This is a genomic window from Leuconostoc carnosum (genome assembly GCF_007954525.1).
GTDB classification, from domain to species: Bacteria; Bacillota; Bacilli; order Lactobacillales; family Lactobacillaceae; genus Leuconostoc; species Leuconostoc carnosum.
In genome coordinates this window covers 927,298-942,602 of sequence record NZ_CP042374.1, presented here as the reverse complement: position 1 = coordinate 942,602, position 15,305 = coordinate 927,298, and the positions used below count along the sequence as shown (strand labels likewise).

The window sequence follows — 15,305 nt, the reverse complement described above, 5'->3', positions numbered from 1 at the left end:
TAATATGGCTTTATCACCCAAAAATACAGATGTAAAGGCATTGTTTAATACAATTGCGCCTGAATATGACAAAATGAATAATATTATTTCTTTCGGTACACACAAAAAATGGCGTCAAAAGGTTATGTCTAAGATGACAATACCTATGGGCGCACAAATTCTTGATTTAGCGACAGGTACGGCCGATTGGGCTTTGGCTTTGGCTGATAGTAGTGATGAAACGACTCACGTCACTGGTCTTGATTTTAGTGAAGAAATGTTGGCTATTGGTCAAAAAAAGGTGGACTTGAGTGATTACCCTGATAGAATTACCCTTGTACAAGGGGATGCAATGGCTTTGCCTTTTGATGATCATACATTTGACATTGTAACAATTGGTTTTGGCTTGCGAAATTTACCAGATCCAACACTAGGTTTGCAAGAAATGTTTCGTATTTTAAAACCAGGTGGTCAATTAGTTGTACTGGAAACATCACAACCTGATAATCGTATAATCAAACCATTTTGGAAATTATATTTTGGTAAAGTGATGCCTGTTTTCGGTAAAATATTTGCTAATGGAAAATATACTGAATATCAATATTTAGATCAAACAACTGAAAATTTTATGGACTATATGACGCTTGGTAAGCTGATGTTAAACACGGGCTTTAAAAAAGTAACCATTTCACGCTTTAATTTAGGCGCGGCTGCAGCACATTATGCCACAAAGTAATTAATAATTGTTTTGTCATTGTTCGTGTTGAAAGATGTTATAATATGGAAGTCAATATGACAAAATAAACGGGGTAGATATCTGCGCGTTAAGTGTGAAGGAAACGGAATGTGGGCCTTCAACGAAGTAAATGGTAAAACATTTATGCGGTGCGGATATCACATTCACCAAAATGTACCTTTTTCGGTGAACACTCCACTCGGAGGTTCAGAACTATGTCAGTTCAAAATTCTACAAGTGTTAGGGACACTTGGACTTTACCCAAATTAGACATTCGTCAATTTGTGGTACTTGCTTTGCTTATGGGGCTTGATTTAGCTCTTGGGAAACTAACTGTTGGAACGAATGTTCTTAAAGTGAGTTTTGTGTTTGTTGCGATGTCACTGATTGCTAAATGGTATGGTCCTATATGGACAATGTTTATTGCGGCTATATTGGATGTCGTTAATGCTACCATTGTGAATCCAAGTGGTACATTTTTTCTTGGTTTTACATTGAGTGCTATTGTTGCGGCGTTCATTTATGCACTGTTTTATTATGAACAGTTACATGTCAGTTGGCTGAGAATATTAATGGCAGTTGGGTTAATTACACTAGTTGTGAATGTTGGGTTAAATACAGTATGGCTATTTATTATGTATTCCCATGTGCACACGGTTGATTCATTTATTACATTATTAATACCACGTGCGATTAAGTCTGCCATGATGTATCCTATTCAAGTTATCATTACCTATGCTTTCTTGAATAATACAGCAGTGAAACAGGCAACAAAACAGATTTTTCATAAATAATTGTCAAACAGCTTAGGCTGTTTTTTTTATTGTGATAAAAATCAAACAATGTTATGATAATATTTGATTTTAGGGGGAGTATATATGTCGGCTTGGGAATCATTAGTTGATTTTTTTAAGAAGTACCATACATTTCGAGGCTCAAGTTCGCGTAGTGCTTACAATTGGATGGCTTGGTTTTGGGGATTAATTTACATCAGTTTAGCGATAGTGATTGTGCTTATTGCAGGACTAGGTACTTTTTTTGGTCAACATGGTCATTTTCAGAATAATTCATCATCTTTTTTAGAAACAGTAGTTGTGGTATTAGTGATTTCTGTTTGTATGTCAGTAGTGGTTATTTTGCCTAATCTAGCTTTAAAAACTAGGCGACTGCATGATATGGGTTATTCAGGTTGGTGGCAACTATTACCAATCATTATAGCTTGTATTGCGGCAGGAATTTTACTCGCGTTAGGCCTAGACATAGTGCCTTACGAATCTTTCTTGATGGTACCAAATTTACTATTTACACTGTGGCTTACGTTTACTAAAACGAATAAACGTTCTAAATACCAATAAAAAAGCGTAGACGAGAAGTCGGCGCTTTTTTATTGATAAAATATAAGGTTAGATTACGAATTACCGTGAATATCACCATGTACGAGGTGTTTGAAAATGTGGCGGTCTGTCCAAGCAATATTACGACCTTGGAATAGAAAAGCAAATAATGTGCCAATACCTAAGGCGACAACACTGTGTTTAACAGCTAAAGCTATGAGTGATATTGCAATGGCAATAATGAAATTGCTCATTTGTGCTTTTGATGCATTACCATGAAAGTAATCAAAGCGTAAAATATTGGTTAAATCATCTAAAGGATGTAAAATCCAGTTGGTTCGTTGATAAATTGAAATTGCGACGCCAATTGTCCAAATTGAGAAGAAATTTAGTGGTAAACGCCACCACCAGGCTAGAGAATCGACACCTAAACTGACAAAAAAGTTAGCGAAAACACTGACCAAAAAACTAAAAGACAGGCCGAAAAAAACATTTCCAATCAAACGTGGCCAATTAATGCTCATGGCTAACCACATATTTAGAAAAGCAACAACCGTTGCAAAGATAGCTAGGAAAATACCAATTTGCCACCCTGTAATGTGAGCCAAGTTTGCTGCACCAGCAGTCCAAGGTGCTGATCCCATTGCAGTTGCAACACTTAAACCATTGCCAAATGAATTAATGACTAGTGAGATAGTGAAAAAACTTATTTTTTGTTTTAATCCTAGTGGATAAAATTGTCCGTCGATATAGTACATAGTATTCTCCCAGAGATGATACTAATTAATTATAGCAGTAATGGCAAAGTAAGTAATGCATTTTATGCTTTGAAACGCATTAATGACGTTAAATATTACTACCTAGGATAGGTATTCAATAAAAATACAAGCTAAAAGTCCTTAGAATTGATTAATTCTAAGGACTTTTAAAATGATGTTTCGAACAATTGTCAGTGAGCCTTATCAGCTGTCTTTTTCCCAGCACGATAGCCACGAATAAATTCTGATATTTCTATGGCTTTATTATTGGATAACGTATTCAATAATATCATTGAGAAATAAGGATAATTATGATTATACAGATAATTAATCGTAGGGGAATGCTTTTTCAAATATAGCTGTAACATATTGTTTGCGTAGGGTGTAACCTAAGGTTGCGAGTTGAAAAATAACTGGTCTAGATAATTTTTTGTTTGAATTCACGAATGCATGTTGATTTGTGGTAAATAAATCTCTGATATGACTTTATAAGCTAGTAAGCGCTTAAAAACAAGTGATTTGTAAATGAATGCACAAGATTGAATTAGGCGATGTAATCGCTTACAAACGCTATTTTATATGCGTTTTAAAATGTTTTATGATAGATTGTTGCTTTTTTAACAAAGGTGTTATATACTTATATTGTTAATAAATGAGCAAACAAAAAGGAGTACATACGATGGCAAATGCAACTGAAAAGAAACCTGAAAAAAAGGTTTTAACACCAGAAGAAAAGGCAAATTTACAAGCACAAGCTGAAAAAATGACTGCCGAGTTAGTTAAAAAATCACAACAGGCGTTAGCAGAATTTTCAACTTTCACACAAGAACAAGTTGATACAATTGTGGCGGCTATGGCGTTAGCTGGTTCGCAAAATTCATTGGTATTGGCTCACGAAGCACATGATGAAACTGGTCGTGGTGTGGTTGAAGATAAAGATACTAAAAATCGTTTTGCATCTGAATCAGTTTATAATGCGATTAAGTTTGATAAGACAGTTGGTGTCATTAATGAAGATAAAATTCAAGGGAAGGTTGAATTGGCTGCACCACTTGGCGTGTTAGCTGGTATCGTACCAACCACGAATCCAACATCAACAACAATCTTTAAGTCAATGTTAACAGCAAAGACACGTAATACAATTATCTTTGCTTTCCACCCACAAGCGCAGAAATCATCAGCACATGCAGCCCAGATCGTTTATGAAGCTGCAGTTAAGGCTGGCGCACCAAAGAACTTTATCCAATGGATTGAGAAGCCCTCAATTTATGGTACAAGTGCTTTAATCCAAAATACAGGCATCGCCTCAATTTTGGCTACCGGTGGTCCTTCAATGGTCAATGCAGCGTTGAAATCAGGAAACCCATCAATGGGTGTTGGTGCAGGAAACGGCGCAATTTATCTTGATGCAACTGTGGATACAGATCGTGCAGTTTCTGACTTACTATTATCAAAACGTTTTGATAATGGTATGATCTGTGCCACAGAAAACTCAGCAGTCATTCAATCACCAATTTATGATGAAGTACTAAAAAAGTTGCAAGATCAAGGCGCTTACTTAGTTCCTAAGAAAGATTACAAGAAAATTGCTGACTATGTCTTCAAAGCAAATGCCGAAGGTTACGGTGTTGCTGGACCGGTTGCTGGTATGTCAGGACGCTGGATTGCTGAGCAAGCTGGTGTTAAAGTACCCGAAGGCAAAGATGTTTTGCTGTTTGAATTAGATCAAAAAAATATTGGTGAAGCATTGTCTTCAGAAAAGTTATCACCATTGCTTTCTATTTATAAAGTCGAAAAGCGCCAAGAAGCTATTGATACAGTGCAATCTTTGTTAAATTATCAAGGTGCTGGTCACAATGCGGCTATTCAAATTGGTTCACAAGATGATCCATTTATTAAAGAATATGCTGATGCTATTGGGGCATCACGTATCTTGGTTAACCAACCTGACTCAATTGGTGGCGTTGGCGATATTTATACAGATGCTATGCGCCCATCATTGACGCTTGGTACCGGATCATGGGGGAAAAATTCATTGTCTCATAACTTATCAACATATGATTTGCTTAACATTAAAACAGTAGCTCGCCGTCGTAACCGCCCACAGTGGGTACGACTACCAAAAGAAGTTTACTATGAATCAAATGCGATTACTTATTTACAAGATTTACCTTCAATCAATCGTGCTTTCATTGTAGCTGATCCTGGTATGGTACAATTTGGATTCGTTGGTAAAGTTCTGAGTCAGTTAGAACTCCGTCAAGAACAAGTTGAAACAAATATTTACGGTTCAGTTAAACCAGATCCAACCTTGTCACAAGCTGTGGATATTGCTCGCCAAATGGCTGCTTTCAAGCCTGATACAGTTATCCTACTAGGTGGTGGTTCAGCACTTGACGCCGGTAAGATTGGTCGCTTCTTGTACGAGTATTCAACACGTAACGAAGGTATTTTGGAGGATGAAGAGCAAATCAAAGCGTTATTCATGGAATTGCAACAGAAGTTCATGGATATTCGTAAGCGTATTGTAAAATTCTATCATGCACGTTTGACACAAATGGTGGCCATTCCAACTACCTCAGGTACAGGTTCTGAAGTAACACCATTTGCTGTGATTACTGATGATACAACTCATGTGAAGTACCCATTGGCCGACTACGAATTGACACCTGAAGTTGCGATTGTTGACCCTGAGTTTGTTATGACAGTGCCAAAGCGTACCGTTGCTTTCTCTGGACTAGATGCCTTGTCTCATGCTTTGGAGTCATACGTGTCAGTGATGGCATCAGAATTCACACGCCCTTGGGCTTTGCAAGCTATTAAGTTGATTTTTGATAACTTAGCAGAATCATACCGTTACGATCCAAAGAACCCGACTAAAGAAGGTCAAACAGCACGTACAAAGATGCACTACGCCTCAACATTGGCTGGTATGTCATTTGCCAATGCCTTCTTAGGTATTAATCATTCTTTGGCACATAAAGTTGGTGGTGAATTTGAATTACCACACGGATTGGCTATTGCTATTGCGATGCCACATGTTATTAAGTTTAATGCGGTCACAGGTAACGTTAAGCGTACGCCTTACCCACGTTATGAAACTTACACAGCGCAAAAAGATTACGCCGATATTGCACGTCATATTGGTTTGAAGGGCAGCACGGATGCTGAATTAGTTGATGCTTTGATTACAGCCATTAAGAAGTTGGCTAAGTCAGTTGAAGTTGATCAGACACTAACTGGTAACGGCGTTAAAAAGGCAGATTTGGAACGTAACATTGATGCGTTGACAGATCTTGTCTATAATGACCAGTGCACACCTGGTAACCCACGCCAACCAAGTTTGGATGAAATTAAGCAATTATTGAGAGATCAATTATAAAAGGTCCACAAAACATCAAAAGAAATTTTGGTGTTTTTGTTTACAATTATCCCTAACCGTGTATATAATATATCCATAGATATTTAAAGTACACGAAAATAAAGGGGTGGCGTTATGAAATTTTGGCGAAGCGCGGAATGGCAGCGCATTAGTAAATTACGTGGTTTAAAATTATTATTAGTAGGAATCACGTTAATTCCTAGTATTTATGCGGTTATTTTTTTATCATCGTTGTGGGATGCGTATGGTAAAGTAGATAATCTGCCTGTGGCTATTGTTAATCAAGATAAAGCAGCCAAAATAAACGGTAAAACACAACATTTGGGTACAGATTTAACGGATAAACTGATGAAAGATCAACCGTTGAAATTGCGCGAAGTGTCTGCTCAAAAAGCAAAAGATGGTTTAAAACAAGGTCATTATTACATGACAATTACCATTCCTAGCGATTTTACAAAAAATGCTGGTTCGTTATTAGATAAGAAACCAACGACTTCAAAAATTGCTATCGCCCATAATGCCGGACAAAGTTTCATCGCTGAAAAAATGACGAGTTCTGCTGCCGATAAGATACAAGCTAGTGTGACAAAATCACTACAGAAAGTTTATAATGAAACGATTTTGTCAGCCACTAATTCTTCACAAAAGGGTTTCCAATCTGGATCCAATGGCGCAAATCAGTTGAATAATGGGCTGGGTCAGCTTGCTGATGGCAGTGCTAAGTTGCATGATGGTGCGCAGACTTTGACCTCTGGCACATCAACATTGGCTAATGGGTTATCGCAATATACTAACGGTGTATCGCAAGCTAATGGTGGTTCTAATAAACTTGTAAACGGTGCTGCTTCAGCGGCTTCAGGGGCCAATAAATTAGCATCCGGAACCTCTCAGTTAGCTAAAAGTGCACCTCAACTAGAATCAGGGAGTCAACAATTAGCCACTGGTGCTCAGCAATTAGCTGATCAATTGAGAGCGGTCAGTGATCAAATTGATACGCAACAGAAAGCTAAAGCAAGGGGTTTAAAGACACTCGATAATGGGCTACAACAATTGACAGGTGGATTGAATGATTTGAAGTCCACTTTGAATAATATCCCTACAACAACTGTTAATGTTGATAATGGCGCAATTACGGCAGCCTCAAATCAATTGAACACTAGTCTAACAGGTTCAGCGGTAGCTGGAAACAAGATGAAAGCACAATTCGGACAATTAATGAAAGATCCGGCCTTTGCCGCATTTCTCGCCAAAAACCCTTCTGCTGCTAAACAATTTCAAGATATTTCTCAAACATCAGATCAATTGAACACGGGGTTAGTTGCTAGTGGTGCAGCAGCTAAAAACTTACAATCATCGTTAGAACCGCTTCAAAAAGCCTTACCAGCTTTAAAAAATTTGCAAAGTCAACTAACTACTGTACTACCTAAACTACAACAACTAAGTCAAGGGGCACAAGCAACTTCAGATGCGCAACAAGCCATCAAGACTTTGAACGGTAGTTTAATAACTATCAGTAGTGGTTTATCACAACAAGCTGTACCTGGCGCTCAAAAACTAGCTACTGGAGCAGCTACTCTGAATGCTGGTCAGAAACAAGTAACTGCCGCTTCATCACAACTCAATACTGGTGCGAATCAACTCGCTAGTGGCAACTCACAGTTAGCCGCAGGTACGAGTCAATTGAATAGTGGGTTGGGCCAGTTATCAGCTAAAAATGCGCAACTTAATAGTGGCGCTGGTCAGCTCAATAGTGGTGCTCAGCAATTGACAACTGGCACAGCACAAGCAACTTCGGCCTTGAATGAAGCACAATCTGGTACGAAAACATTGGCTGAAAAACTTGCTACAGGTGCGATTCAATTAGAAGCAGTTCATAACGATAAAAGTAATGTTGATGCATTAACTCAACCCACTAAAAGTGCGAACACAAATCTTTCCAATGTTGCAAATAATGGGACAGGCATGGCACCATATATGATGTCAGTTGGTTTGTTTGTTGGTATGATTACGTTAAGTACAATTTATGACTTTATGACTGTTGCCAAGAAACCAAGAAGTGGTTTTGCTTGGTGGGCAGATAAACAAACCGTTAATTTTCCAGTATGGATTGGGCAAGCTGTAGTGATGACGACGCTATTAGTATTGGTTGATGGATTAAATGCTGCGCGTCCAGTGATGGTATTTGTTGTAGCACTGGTGGCAGCGTTCTCCTTTAATCAACTTGTCTTGTTATTCAATGTATTATTTGGTAAGCTTGGATCGGGTATTATGCTGGTCTTGATGGTCCTTCAGCTGAGTGCCAGTGCAGGATCATATCCAATTGAATTATCAAATGGTTTCTTTCAAGCTATCCATCCTTGGGTACCGATGACCTATTCTGTACACGCTTTCCGTGAAACAATTTCTATCGGTGGCAGTGTAGCTAATGATTTGACAATCTTGCTAACTATAGGTGTTGTGTCAATGGTATTAACCTGGGGTGTTTATCATTGGAAACTGCGACATAATCAGTTGATTTGGGCAGAATAAGCCGAAGTAGAATGATATGAGTGATGCTGTTTTATACTTCATTAAGTGGTGGTAGAGTGAGACACTGGAGAATATTATGAAAATGTCAAGTGCAGTTGAACAAAGTTTGGTTGTTTTGGTGATGTTATCGTTGCAAAAAGATGATCTACCGGTTAAAAGCTATTTGCTCAGTGATCGTCTAGAGGTTTCGGAATCTTATTTGAAGAAAACAATGCGGAAATTGGTTGTTTCTGGTATCGTGGAAGCGATTGCTAGTAAAGAAGGTGGCTTCAAGTTAGCGCGACCAATTGCTGAAATTACTTTGCTTGATGTCTACCAAGCAATAGAAGGTGCCGGAAGTTTTATTCATTCAACACAATTAGCAGATCGTATTTTCTTGAGTCAAGAGTCCGATAATCGCGTGGAAGATGTGCAACAGGCATTGGAAGTTGCAACAGATGATGTACTATCTGTATTTAATGAAGCAGAGCAAGATTTCAAAAACAAATTACAAAATTATACAATTGCCAAATTATTACAACATATTAATGTTGATGAATTTGGTAAAATTGATTGGCGACAGTCAGCGGTAAATTAACAATATTTACCGCTTTTTTATTTTAATGAGATAGTGCAGTATTGTGGTGGTGGTGTTTTAGCAATATAATATTGATATTGATTAGTGAACATTTTAATACAAAGCTTAAGATAACATGGTAACTTAGTTATTTTCGCTTCATGTAAGAAGTCATGATTTAATATTTTGAAAGAATGGTGTGAGCAAATGGTACAAGGTGGCTCCAAAAATATGGACGGTACGGCCTCTTTTTATTCTAAGCAACAAGTGATAATTACCTTAGCGGCGTCAACTATTGTTCTCGGTATTTTGGTTGGATTAAGTTCTCTATTTTTGGGATTGTTTCTTGAATGGGTGGAACAGTTTTTTTTGCATTATGAAGAAACTGCGAAAATACCATCACCAATTAGTACGGCACCGAGGACGCGATTACTATCAGTGACCATTGGTGGGGTTATAGCTGCCATTATATGGTGGTTGCTACGCACTAAGAGTCAACCAATGGTTAGTATTAAGCAGACGTTGGCTGGTGAACAGATGCCTTGGTGGCAAACAGTGATACATGTTATCACACAGATTTTTTATGTTGGTGTTGGTGGCTCGATAGGTCGTGAATTAGCCCCTCGGGAGGCAGGTGCTTTGTTAGCACAACGATGGCAGAGCCTGTTAGCCAAAACACGACTATCACCGTTATCGACAGCAGATCGACAGTTATTAATTGCAGCCGCTGCTGGTGCTGGATTTGCGGGTATATATATTGCGCCAATTACGGGGATGCTGTTCTGCGTTGAGGTGTTGTTGAAAAAATTATCTTTACGGACTGTTACGGTCAGTTTAACAATGTCGACAATTGCAATGTTTGTTGGGTCAACAGCTAAGGGATTTAAGCCGTATTATTTGATTGGTGATGCTAAATTTTCGTTAGCTAGTTTAGTATTTGTTTTACTTTTAGCGCCGATATGTGGATTGATTGGTGGCTTATGTCGGCAGCTCTTTCAATGGGCAGAAAAAAGACAAACAAAAAATTCACATATATTGTGGCAGCTACCATTAATAGCAGTAATTACTGGTTTGGTGTCTCTTAAATTACCAGAAATTATGGGGAATGGTCGTTCATTAGCTCAGCTAGCAATAAATAGTAAGCAAGAACATTTTTTGATCATATTATTATTGGGTGCCATTGGTAAAATTATTATAACAACATTAACTATTCGCTTCGGTGCTGCAGGTGGAACATTAACACCTGCTATTGCCATTGGTGCTGTTGTTGGTGCTGCGATTGGATTGGCTTTATTGCCTATGTTTCCTGCGTTAGTGATCTGGCAATGTGCAGTCATTGGTGCTTGTACATTACTTGCTGCATCACAACAAGCGCCATTTATGGCATTGTTTATGATTATTGAAATATGTCATCTCGATTATTCTGCATTTTTGCCATTAGCCATAGGCACCTTGCTATCTATTGCTGTCTCGAAACAAGTCATTCAGCGATTGACTAATAAAAGGTCATATTAGCATGCTAAAATAGCTCACAGTCTCTCGTATGAGGAAGCTGTGAGCTATTTTTATGAATTGAAAAATATTTAACTTGGTGCAAAGTGAGAATTTAAAATTGTTTATTTGTTAGATTCTATCGTGATTAGATTACCTTCAGAATCTGATATTTGGAAAGCAATTTTGTTACCAAAACGTTCTTTGGGTTCACCAACAATTGGTACAAAATTATTGCGTAAATGCTTTTTCAAATTATCTTGATGATCTCGAACCAAGAGTTCGAGTTTATCTGTAGGTTGGCCCGGCACAAAAATAATATCTTCGCCATCTAGCATGAGATGGCGACCACTTTGGTGCCCGGATTGGGGGAGATCAAATACGTCACGCCAAAAACGATAGGCGCGGTTTGTATCACTAGCTGGCACTGTTTTGATGTTGAGTTTACGTGGTTTCATAATACTTATAAGTATAACGGAATGAGGTTAATTTTCAACTTTTTCTAAATCCTGTTTGTTTGTCATTATTATATGTTGATATTTTTGGTGCATCAGAAATGTTGCTACTAAAGATGCTATTATCGCAGGAAAACCAAATAAAATACCACATATTTATGCACTGTTGATTTAAAGTATGTTAAACTTATAGTTATGGCATTATTAGAAGTAAGCGGCCTATCGATGGCCTACGCAGAAAAAACTTTATACGAAGACGCTGAATTCGAGCTACAAAAAGGCGAACACATGGGAATTGTAGGCCAGAACGGTGCCGGTAAGTCAACGCTTATCAAAATCGTGACAGGTCAAGAGTTACCATTGTCTGGTAAGATCGAATGGCAAAATGGCTTAAAAATCGGTTATTTGGATCAGTATGCTGAAATTCCAGAAGGTATGAATCTGGTTGATTTTTTGCATACAGCTTATCAAGATTTATACGATAAACAAGATCGCATTACTGATTTATATAATGAGTACGCAGAGTCAATGAATGATAAGCTGCTCGAACGCGCTGGCCGTATGCAAGAAGAGCTTGATGCAGATGGATTTTACGACATTGACACAAAGATTGAGCGTGTTATTTCAGGATTAGGACTGGAATCTATTGGACGTGATCGGGAATTAGATGCGATGTCTGGTGGGCAACGTGCTAAAGTCATTTTAGCAAAGTTGTTGCTCGAAAATGATGATGTGATTATTCTCGATGAACCAACAAACTATCTGGATGTTGCTCATATTGAATGGTTGGAAGATTTTTTGCAGACCTTTGAAGGTTCAGCAATGATTATTTCCCATGATTTTGATTTTTTGGACAAAGTAACTAACGCAATTATTGATGTTTCTTTTGGCAAAATTACTAAATTTCGTGGTTCATTTAAAAAAGCTATGCGACAAAAAGAAGAGCGCAGTGAACAGCAGCTTCGTCAATATGAAAAGCAACAAGGTGAAATTGAGAAAGCACAAAAGTTTATTGCAAAAAATAAGGCGCGTGCTTCCACTTCTAAACAGGCTAAGTCGCGTGAAAAGATGTTGGCCAGAATGGATCGTGTTGATCCACCGGCTGATGCTTTGCAAGCAAAGTTTAGTTTTCCGTATGTTAATTCACAGTCTACTAACGCACTAACAGTTAATAAGTTATCTGTTGGATATGTGACACCAGTTTTGGAACCAGTGACATTTTCAATTACAACAGGACAAAAAATTGTATTTAAAGGGTTCAACGGCGCTGGAAAATCCACGTTAATTAAATCAATTTTGGGCGTGATTCCAGCGTTACATGGGGAATCAGAGTTTTCGCCATCTGCTATTGTTAACTATTTTGACCAAGACTTAGAGTGGGAAAATGATAGTAAGACACCTTTACAAGAAATGCAAGACCGTTTTCCAACCTTGGAACCTAAAGCGCTACGGACAAGATTAGCTGCAGCTGGTATCAATTCAGAAAATGCTCAAAAACCGTTACAACAACTTTCAGGTGGTGAACAAACGAAAGTTAAGTTAGCCATTATGGAAATGAAACCAAGTAACTTTTTGGTTTTAGATGAGCCAACTAACCACTTAGATGAGGGCACTAAAAATGCCTTACGTAAGGCAATTGATCAATTCCCAGGTAATGTTATTATTGTTTCCCACGAGGTAAGCTTTACAAATGGGTTCGGTGATCAGGAGTTAAACGTGGCCGCTTTATCATTTAAACAAGAGTCAGAATAGGTAATGATGAATTTGAAACAGTTTTTTTCTGGGCAATGGGATATTACGAGAACAATAACTGATTCTGATAAGCGATTGTACGCGACAGTTCGTGGCACAGCCAATTTTTGTCACCATACTCAGAATGCCTTAATTTTGGAAGAAAAAGGGCAAGTGAGTTTAGTTGATACAGGAAGAAATTTAGATTTTACGCGTCAATATATCTATGTTTTTGACCAACAAGGGATGTCAATTTATTTTCATGATGATATAACTGCAAACAATGGTTTGTATCAAGCCTATGATTGGGATGATAAATCAAAACAGTTACAGCCACGTGATAAGTATTTATGTTCGTTAGATGTTTATGATGCACAATTTCATCTTGAAAATGCGAAAACTTTTTGGCAAAATACTGACGTTGTTGGTCCGCACAAAGATTATCATGTTAAAACTATTTTTACTAGAAAAAACGCCTGATGGCGTTTTTTTGTTGGGTTAGTAAAGCGCTTCAAGATTTGAAAGGATAAGAATAATGATAGCGGTTAATGTAAGCGCTTGCATAAATTGGAACATTGAGTTAAAATTATCTTGTATAAATGGAACGTTCCATTTTAAGAAAGGAAATAACATGACAAAAGAATTGTGGTGGCAGAATTCAGTTGTTTATCAAGTTTATCCTAAAAGTTTCCAGGATAGTGATAACGATGGTATAGGTGATTTGAGAGGAATAATTAATCGATTAGATTATATTAAAAAGTTAGGTATCGACATCATTTGGCTAAATCCAATCTATAAAACATCTAATATTGATGGTGGCTATGATATTTCGGATTATCAAAGCATTAATCCTACTTTTGGAAATATGTCTGATTTTCAGGAGTTGTTAGACAAAGCACACCAACTCGGATTAAAAATTATGATGGATTTGGTTGTTAACCACAGTTCTTTTGAACATGAGTGGTTTCAGAAGAGCATTGCAGATTATAGTAAAAACAATCATTATCGCGATTATTATATTTGGCGTGATCCGGTCGATAACCATGAACCAAATAATTGGGGTTCTTTCTTTTCAGGACCTGCTTGGACTTATGATGAAGATTCTGGTCAATATTATTTACATTTATTTGCTAAAGAGCAGCCTGATTTGAATTGGGATAATCAAGAAGTTAGACATTCAATTTTTGATATGATGAATTGGTGGGCTAGTAAAGGTATTGACGGTTTTCGAATGGATGTTATTTCTCTGATTTCAAAACCCACAGGATTACCAAATGCGCCGGTTGAAGAGGATTCCTTGTATGGTAATGCTGGTGACGCCTGCGCAAATGGTCCGCATGTTCATGAGTATCTTAGAGAGATGAATGAACAAGTGTTACAGAAACATGATTGGATCACTGTTGGTGAAACAGCGGGTGTAACAACAAGTGAAGCAGAAAAATATGCCAATTTGAACGGCACCGAGTTGAACATGGTGTTCCAATTTGAACATGTTAGTTTAGATGGTAATAGTAATTCAGCACTTGGTAAGTGGTCTGATAAAAAAGTTTCATTAATGGATCTTCGTGAGAATTTGGTGAAATGGCAGAAGGCATTAGCTGGGAAAGCATGGAATAGTTTGTATTGGAATAATCATGACCAACCTCGTGCCGTATCTCGGTTCGGCAATGATAGCGTTGAATATCGTGAAGTTTCTGCAAAAATGCTTGCAGCTTTATTGCATTTCATGCAGGGGACACCTTATATTTACCAAGGTGAAGAACTCGGTATGACGAATGCAAATTTTCAGAAGTTATCACAATACAGTGATTTAGAATCGATTAATGCTTATCATGAGTTAGTGGAACAAGCGCATTTACTTAATTCAGATGACATGATGCGTTATTTACGCGCACGGTCACGGGATAATTCACGAACACCGATGCAGTGGGATAACACAAATCATGCAGGATTCAGTGATGCAGAACCTTGGTTAGCGGTTAATAATAATTATCAATCAATCAATGCAGCATCTGAGTTAAAAAATCCAAATTCCATATTTTATTTCTATCAAAAATTGATTGAATTACGGCATACAAAACCGATCATCACACATGGTATTTTTGATTTAGTTGAAGGTAATGAAAATGATGAAGAAGTGTTTGCCTATACACGGAAAAGTGAGGGTGAAACGCTACTTGTGGTTGCCAACTTTACATCGCATGATGTTAATCGTCAATATAATATTCCTACAAACAGTGAATTATTGATTCAAAACTATAAAAGTATTCAAGATGATATATTACGCCCTTATGAAGTAAGAGCCTATCTTTTCCTTGATACCAGTAAAATAACCACAACAAAAGAAGGTTAAT

At 37.6% G+C, this 15,305-nt stretch carries 13 protein-coding genes and 1 riboswitch; of the genes, 10 read left to right on the top strand and 3 right to left on the bottom strand.

Features of this window, described 5'->3' with window-relative positions:
• The first annotated feature begins 4 nt into the window (after positions 1 to 4).
• The 3 genes from ubiE to FGL89_RS04655 all read left to right on the top strand — a co-directional run bounded on the left by ubiE (position 5) and on the right by FGL89_RS04655 (position 2,070).
• Positions 5 to 715 carry a bifunctional demethylmenaquinone methyltransferase/2-methoxy-6-polyprenyl-1,4-benzoquinol methylase UbiE gene (gene ubiE, locus FGL89_RS04665; protein ID WP_014973578.1) on the top strand — a complete coding sequence of 237 codons (711 nt, stop codon included), beginning with the start codon at positions 5 to 7 and terminating at the stop codon, positions 713 to 715.
• 67 nt (positions 716 to 782) lie between these two features.
• Positions 783 to 887: riboswitch (THF riboswitch) on the top strand.
• Between the two features lie 43 nt (positions 888 to 930).
• Positions 931 to 1,509 carry a folate family ECF transporter S component gene (locus tag FGL89_RS04660; RefSeq protein ID WP_014973579.1) on the top strand — a complete coding sequence of 193 codons (579 nt, stop codon included), beginning with the start codon at positions 931 to 933 and terminating at the stop codon, positions 1,507 to 1,509.
• 84 nt (positions 1,510 to 1,593) lie between these two features.
• A complete protein-coding gene (locus tag FGL89_RS04655) occupies positions 1,594 to 2,070 on the top strand; it encodes a DUF805 domain-containing protein (protein WP_014973580.1) in 477 nt (158 codons plus the stop codon).
• Between the two features lie 53 nt (positions 2,071 to 2,123).
• On the opposite strand, the gene FGL89_RS04650 is transcribed toward FGL89_RS04655, so the two are convergent.
• The gene (locus FGL89_RS04650; protein ID WP_014973581.1) at positions 2,124 to 2,807 is read right to left on the bottom strand and encodes a DUF6198 family protein; all 684 of its coding nucleotides are present in this window, start codon (positions 2,805 to 2,807) and stop codon (positions 2,124 to 2,126) included.
• Positions 2,808 to 2,998: 191 nt separating this feature from the next.
• Positions 2,999 to 3,175: a hypothetical protein gene (locus FGL89_RS08625; protein WP_167317321.1), complete on the bottom strand. Its 177-nt coding sequence runs from the start codon at positions 3,173 to 3,175 to the stop codon at positions 2,999 to 3,001.
• A gap of 311 nt (positions 3,176 to 3,486) precedes the next feature.
• Between FGL89_RS08625 and adhE the strand changes: the two genes are divergently transcribed.
• From adhE to FGL89_RS04630, 4 genes are all read left to right on the top strand, one after another.
• Positions 3,487 to 6,189, top strand: a complete 2,703-nt coding sequence (gene adhE, locus FGL89_RS04645; protein WP_014973582.1) for a bifunctional acetaldehyde-CoA/alcohol dehydrogenase — start codon at positions 3,487 to 3,489, stop codon at positions 6,187 to 6,189.
• A gap of 114 nt (positions 6,190 to 6,303) precedes the next feature.
• Positions 6,304 to 8,718, top strand: a complete 2,415-nt coding sequence (locus FGL89_RS04640) for a YhgE/Pip domain-containing protein (protein ID WP_014973583.1) — start codon at positions 6,304 to 6,306, stop codon at positions 8,716 to 8,718.
• Between the two features lie 76 nt (positions 8,719 to 8,794).
• The gene (locus FGL89_RS04635; RefSeq protein ID WP_014973584.1) at positions 8,795 to 9,295 is read left to right on the top strand and encodes an Rrf2 family transcriptional regulator; all 501 of its coding nucleotides are present in this window, start codon (positions 8,795 to 8,797) and stop codon (positions 9,293 to 9,295) included.
• A 210-nt stretch (positions 9,296 to 9,505) separates the two neighbouring features.
• A complete protein-coding gene (locus FGL89_RS04630; protein ID WP_014973585.1) occupies positions 9,506 to 10,789 on the top strand; it encodes a chloride channel protein in 1,284 nt (427 codons plus the stop codon).
• Between the two features lie 101 nt (positions 10,790 to 10,890).
• Here the strand turns inward: FGL89_RS04630 and FGL89_RS04625 are convergent, their stop codons facing one another.
• On the bottom strand, positions 10,891 to 11,223 hold the full coding sequence (locus tag FGL89_RS04625; RefSeq protein ID WP_014973586.1) for a VOC family protein: 333 nt from the start codon (positions 11,221 to 11,223) through the stop codon (positions 10,891 to 10,893).
• A 192-nt stretch (positions 11,224 to 11,415) separates the two neighbouring features.
• Here FGL89_RS04625 and FGL89_RS04620 point away from each other — a divergent pair, with 192 nt between their 5' ends.
• The 3 genes from FGL89_RS04620 (at position 11,416) to FGL89_RS04610 (ending at position 15,304) form a co-directional block, all read left to right on the top strand.
• Complete coding sequence (locus tag FGL89_RS04620) at positions 11,416 to 12,972, top strand: ABC-F family ATP-binding cassette domain-containing protein (protein WP_147000437.1); 1,557 nt, start codon at positions 11,416 to 11,418, stop codon at positions 12,970 to 12,972.
• A 3-nt stretch (positions 12,973 to 12,975) separates the two neighbouring features.
• The gene (locus tag FGL89_RS04615) at positions 12,976 to 13,431 is read left to right on the top strand and encodes a DUF6314 family protein (RefSeq protein WP_014973588.1); all 456 of its coding nucleotides are present in this window, start codon (positions 12,976 to 12,978) and stop codon (positions 13,429 to 13,431) included.
• A 151-nt stretch (positions 13,432 to 13,582) separates the two neighbouring features.
• Positions 13,583 to 15,304 (top strand): glycoside hydrolase family 13 protein, encoded by a 1,722-nt coding sequence (locus FGL89_RS04610; RefSeq protein WP_014973589.1) that lies wholly within the window; start codon positions 13,583 to 13,585, stop codon positions 15,302 to 15,304.
• Position 15,305 lies beyond the last annotated feature (1 nt).

Excerpts from the sequence above, each read along its gene's own strand:
- ubiE (WP_014973578.1), top strand. The coding sequence starts at position 5 with ATGGCTTTATCACCCAAAAATACAGATGTAAAGGCATTGTTTAATACA.
- FGL89_RS04660 (WP_014973579.1), top strand. The coding sequence starts at position 931 with ATGTCAGTTCAAAATTCTACAAGTGTTAGGGACACTTGGACTTTACCC.
- FGL89_RS04655 (WP_014973580.1), top strand. The coding sequence starts at position 1,594 with ATGTCGGCTTGGGAATCATTAGTTGATTTTTTTAAGAAGTACCATACA.
- FGL89_RS04650 (WP_014973581.1), bottom strand. The coding sequence starts at position 2,807 with ATGTACTATATCGACGGACAATTTTATCCACTAGGATTAAAACAAAAA.
- FGL89_RS08625 (WP_167317321.1), bottom strand. The coding sequence starts at position 3,175 with ATGTTACAGCTATATTTGAAAAAGCATTCCCCTACGATTAATTATCTG.
- adhE (WP_014973582.1), top strand. The coding sequence starts at position 3,487 with ATGGCAAATGCAACTGAAAAGAAACCTGAAAAAAAGGTTTTAACACCA.
- FGL89_RS04640 (WP_014973583.1), top strand. The coding sequence starts at position 6,304 with ATGAAATTTTGGCGAAGCGCGGAATGGCAGCGCATTAGTAAATTACGT.
- FGL89_RS04635 (WP_014973584.1), top strand. The coding sequence starts at position 8,795 with ATGAAAATGTCAAGTGCAGTTGAACAAAGTTTGGTTGTTTTGGTGATG.
- FGL89_RS04630 (WP_014973585.1), top strand. The coding sequence starts at position 9,506 with ATGGACGGTACGGCCTCTTTTTATTCTAAGCAACAAGTGATAATTACC.
- FGL89_RS04625 (WP_014973586.1), bottom strand. The coding sequence starts at position 11,223 with ATGAAACCACGTAAACTCAACATCAAAACAGTGCCAGCTAGTGATACA.
- FGL89_RS04620 (WP_147000437.1), top strand. The coding sequence starts at position 11,416 with ATGGCATTATTAGAAGTAAGCGGCCTATCGATGGCCTACGCAGAAAAA.
- FGL89_RS04615 (WP_014973588.1), top strand. The coding sequence starts at position 12,976 with ATGATGAATTTGAAACAGTTTTTTTCTGGGCAATGGGATATTACGAGA.
- FGL89_RS04610 (WP_014973589.1), top strand. The coding sequence starts at position 13,583 with ATGACAAAAGAATTGTGGTGGCAGAATTCAGTTGTTTATCAAGTTTAT.